The 4,196-nt window shown below is 34.6% G+C and carries 5 protein-coding genes; 3 read left to right on the top strand and 2 right to left on the bottom strand.

The features are described 5' to 3' along the window. Positions 1–139 precede the first annotated feature (139 nt). Positions 140–391 (bottom strand): hypothetical protein, encoded by a 252-nt coding sequence (locus ACNKXV_RS07415; RefSeq protein WP_417907082.1) that lies wholly within the window; start codon positions 389–391, stop codon positions 140–142. Between the two features lie 217 nt (positions 392–608). Here ACNKXV_RS07415 and ACNKXV_RS07420 point away from each other — a divergent pair, with 217 nt between their 5' ends. From ACNKXV_RS07420 to ACNKXV_RS07430, 3 genes are read left to right on the top strand one after another with little or no spacing between them, the layout of a single operon-like run. Further along, the gene (locus ACNKXV_RS07420) at positions 609–1,235 is read left to right on the top strand and encodes a lipid-A-disaccharide synthase N-terminal domain-containing protein (RefSeq protein WP_417907083.1); all 627 of its coding nucleotides are present in this window, start codon (positions 609–611) and stop codon (positions 1,233–1,235) included. Beyond that, the gene (locus tag ACNKXV_RS07425; protein WP_417907084.1) at positions 1,219–2,832 is read left to right on the top strand and encodes an ArnT family glycosyltransferase; all 1,614 of its coding nucleotides are present in this window, start codon (positions 1,219–1,221) and stop codon (positions 2,830–2,832) included. The genes ACNKXV_RS07420 and ACNKXV_RS07425 overlap by 17 nt, the downstream gene beginning before the upstream one ends. 9 nt (positions 2,833–2,841) lie before the next feature. After that, the gene (locus ACNKXV_RS07430; protein ID WP_417907085.1) at positions 2,842–3,813 is read left to right on the top strand and encodes a type I phosphomannose isomerase catalytic subunit; all 972 of its coding nucleotides are present in this window, start codon (positions 2,842–2,844) and stop codon (positions 3,811–3,813) included. Between the two features lie 20 nt (positions 3,814–3,833). On the opposite strand, the gene ACNKXV_RS07435 is transcribed toward ACNKXV_RS07430, so the two are convergent. After that, a partial coding sequence (locus ACNKXV_RS07435; RefSeq protein ID WP_417907086.1) for an aldo/keto reductase occupies positions 3,834–4,196 on the bottom strand: 363 nt, incomplete at its 5' end.

Consider the following 4,196-nt stretch of genomic DNA (forward strand, 5'->3'; position numbering starts at 1 on the left):
TTTTTGCGGTTGCAAAGATAAGCTACTTTATAAATAAAACAACAATTTTTTCTTTAAAAATTAGCAATGGTATAAAAAAAGAAAAACCTCCTAAAGGAAGTTTTTGATTATCAGTGCTTAATGTTAAAAACAAATTTTTTTAATTTTCCCGTAAAAGAGAATTTTCAAGTCCGCGTGCTATAATTACCAGCTGATTCACATATCCGGGATCATCTTCCTTTTTCTCAAAAACCCGAACATAAAGGTTATTAAACCTTCTTATCAATTCAAGGGTCTTAAGAGACAGGTTAAAAAAATTGTCTGAATTATAAACTCTTTGGATAAGTTCTTTCACATTTCTTATTTGTGAAATTTCATCCTGGGTATTTATAATGTAATTCTGTTGCAGCATGACTTTTATGTTTTAAAGCCAAGCAGGTGTATTTCAATAGATTGGGTCGTCAAATATAATTGGAAATTATATTCAACTGTTAAAATTTAATGCCTTTTAGGTGAAGTGATAATATTTTCCGTTGAAATACCAAGAGGCCGGTGGCGGAATATTGTAATTTAGCTTCTTCCTAAATTTTGTCTTTGAATGCTGGATTTTATCCATAAATCATTACACATTGAATAACTGGCTTATATATGCTCTTGGCTTTGTCGCCCAATTACTGTTCTCCGGTAGAATGGTTTTACAGTGGTTACTATCTGAGAAAAGTAAGAAAGTAGTTACTCCAATATTTTTCTGGCATTTAAGTTTACTGGCTTCTTTCCTGTTATTTGTCTATGGATATTTAAGAAATGACTTTTCTATAATGTTTGGACAAACCCTTACCTATTACATTTATATAAGAAATTTGCAGTTGCAGGGGGAATGGGGGAAACTATCCGGCTGGTTCCGAAAATTTCTGTGGGTATTCCCTTTTTTACTTGTGATCTATGGATTTAATAATAACACTTATGACGCTGCAAAATTATTCAGAAATGATGCCATTCCATTCTGGTTAATTTTCTTAGGATCAATTGGGCAATTGATCTTTACCCTGAGATTTGTTTATCAATGGGTATATTCTGAAAGGCGAAAAGAATCTACTTTACCTTTGGGATTTTGGCTGCTTAGTTTATTGGGTTCAGGAATCATAATTGCATACGGTATTATTAGAAAAGATCCGGTATTACTGGCCGGCCATGGGATCGGGTTAATAATGTATATTAGAAATATTTATATTCGGCAGAATGAAATTAAAGGATAATTATTTACTACTATTAATTTTTGTTTGCCTGGGAATTTTCTTTGTAAACCTTGATGCCATATATGTTAATATAATGGAAGCAAGGAACTTCATTACTGCAAGGGAAATGCTCACCATGGATCATTGGATATTTACTACCATAAATAATGAACCCCGGTATGAAAAGCCTCCTTTGCCAACATGGCTCACGGCAATATCCATGGCGCTATTTGGAATAAAAAATCTTTTTGCAGCCAGACTGCCGGCTGCCATAATGGGAAGTATTCTCACTATTTGTATTTATAAATTTGGGATACAATTTACTGCCCGCCGTAAGTATGCATTTATTTCTGCTCTTATCGCTGCTACTTCTTTTTATATCGTTTTTTCCGGTCGGGATGGACAATGGGATATTCATACGCACGCCTGGATGATGCTGGCAATAGTATTTCTTTTTAAATTATTTACCACATATGTTGGAAGGTACTGGTACGCTGTATTGGCCGGTGTTTGCATGGGAGCTTCCTTTTTAAGTAAAGGGCCCGTTTCAATGTATGTTTTGCTTTTACCTTTTTTAATGGCTTATGCATTTACCTTTAAATTTAAAGAAGGAATAAGACTATGGAAGCCACTAATTTTAATGCTTATAATAACAGTCGTTATTTCTTCCTCGTGGGCGTTATATGTTTATCTCTTGGATACAGGTTCTGTAACCAAAATTACAGAAAAGGAAACCGGAAGATGGCTGGATTATAATGTGCGGCCTTTTTATTATTACTGGAGTTTCGTTATTCAAAGCGGAATATGGACTATTCCTTCCTTTATTGCTCTCTTATATCCATATTTAAAAAACAGGGTATTTAATATAAAAGCTTATCAGTTTACCTTATTATGGACCCTTTTGGCCGTGGTTCTTTTATCCATTATCCCTGAGAAAAAATCCCGATATCTGCTGCCCGTACTTATACCTATGGCACTCAATACCGGCTTTTATATCGAGTATCTATTCAGGAGATTTGAGATGATGAGTAAAAAAGAGAAGTGGCCGGTCAATTTAAATTTTATCATTATTGCACTTGTAGGATTGCTGTTTCCATTTGCGGGATTAACGTATTTTGGAAAAAGTATATATAATTTTCTTCCATGGTTTGTCATAACTTCTCTTTCCCTTGCTATAATCGGCGGATTGATCTTATTATATTTGCGGAAAAACCGGATTAAACCTGTTTTTTATTTAACGGTTTGGTTCATCATTAGCATAATATTTTTTGGCTTACCTATTTCAGGTAAAATCGAAAAGAATATAGATTACTCAAGTATAAGTATCGTTGACCATTATATAGAAGATTTTTCGGTTAAAGCTTATGAATTTAAGGGTTTTACGCCGGAAATGATCTGGGAATTTGGAAGACCAATTGAAGTAATTTATAACGGAAAAGGATACGATATTCCTATTGAAGAGAAATTCCTTGTGCTGGCGACAAAAAAGCAAAAACCGGAGATGTTCCGGATTTTAGAAAATTATAAAATTGAAAAAGTGGATGAGATCGATATGAATCCGGTGGGAAATAAACATAAACCACGCCTTTATAGAAATCTTTATCTCGTCACTAAATAAAATTGAAGAATGATTAATTATCCAATAAAATTTCAACCTATCCTGCAGGAAAAAATATGGGGAGGTAATAAATTAAGAGATATCCTGAATAAGGAAACTGAATTCGAGAATGTAGGGGAGAGCTGGGAAATTTCCGGTGTGAAAGATTTCATTTCGGTAGTTGCAAATGGAAGTGAAGAAGGAAAGAAATTAACCGATCTTATTACGGAATATAAAGCCGACTTGCTTGGTAAGAAGATCTTCGAACAATTCGGTGAAGATTTCCCTCTTTTAATAAAATTTATCGATGCTAAAACAGATCTTTCCGTTCAATTGCATCCCAATGATAAGCTTGCCAAAGAAAGACACAATTCTTTCGGAAAGACTGAAATGTGGTATGTAATGCAGGCTGATCAAGGTTCCAGGCTGAATATAGGTTTTAGTAAGAACACTAATAAGGTGGAATATCTGGATTATTTGAATGGAGGAAAAATTTTAGATCTTCTTAATTTTGAAGAGGTGAAGAAAGGTGATTCCGTATTTATAAATACCGGTAAAGTTCATGCTATTGGTGGAGGAATTCTTCTTGCTGAAATTCAGCAAACTTCAGACATTACTTATCGAATCTATGATTGGGACAGGGTAGATGCCAATGGAAATGGCCGGGAATTACATACAGATCTGGCTCTGGACGCTATCGATTTTGAAAAGAAAGATGATTACAAGTTGGAATATGAAAGTAACGCCAACGAATCTTCAAATATTGCTTCATGTGAATACTTTACCACCAATTTTCTTCCTGTTGAAGGGGAAATAGTAAAGGATTACAGTAACCTGGATTCGTTCGTAATCTTAATGTGCGTTGATGGAGCGGCAGAAGTAGAGGTCAATGGGAATACGGAAAGTATTGTTAGAGGACAAACAATTCTTATTCCGGCGATTACTGAAACTTTAAAAATAAAGGCAGAAAAATCAGAACTTCTGGAGGTTTATATCAAATAACTCCAGAAGTTCTTCTTCTTTTATTTTAATACCGAATCAATTTCTTTTAGTTCAGATTCTGAAAATTTTATATTTTCTATCGCCTTTATATTATCAAGAAGTTGCTCTTTTTTACTTACTCCAATAAGAACAGAGGTAACCCGTGGATCTTTTAATAACCACGCAACTGCCATTTGCGCAAGGCTTTGACCTCTTTTCATGGCAATTTCATTTAATTCCCGAACCTGTTTGATAACATTATTAGAAATCTGGGAGCTGTCCAAGTAGCTACCTTGTGTTGCAGCCCTTGAATCTTTTGGAATCCCATCCAGATACTTTGAAGTAAGGATTCCCTGTTCCAACGGGGAGAAAACAATACTTCCAATGCCCACATGTTCCAGAGT

It is taken from the genome of Christiangramia aquimixticola (assembly GCF_048285835.1).
In the GTDB taxonomy this organism is placed as follows: domain Bacteria; phylum Bacteroidota; class Bacteroidia; order Flavobacteriales; family Flavobacteriaceae; genus Christiangramia; species Christiangramia aquimixticola.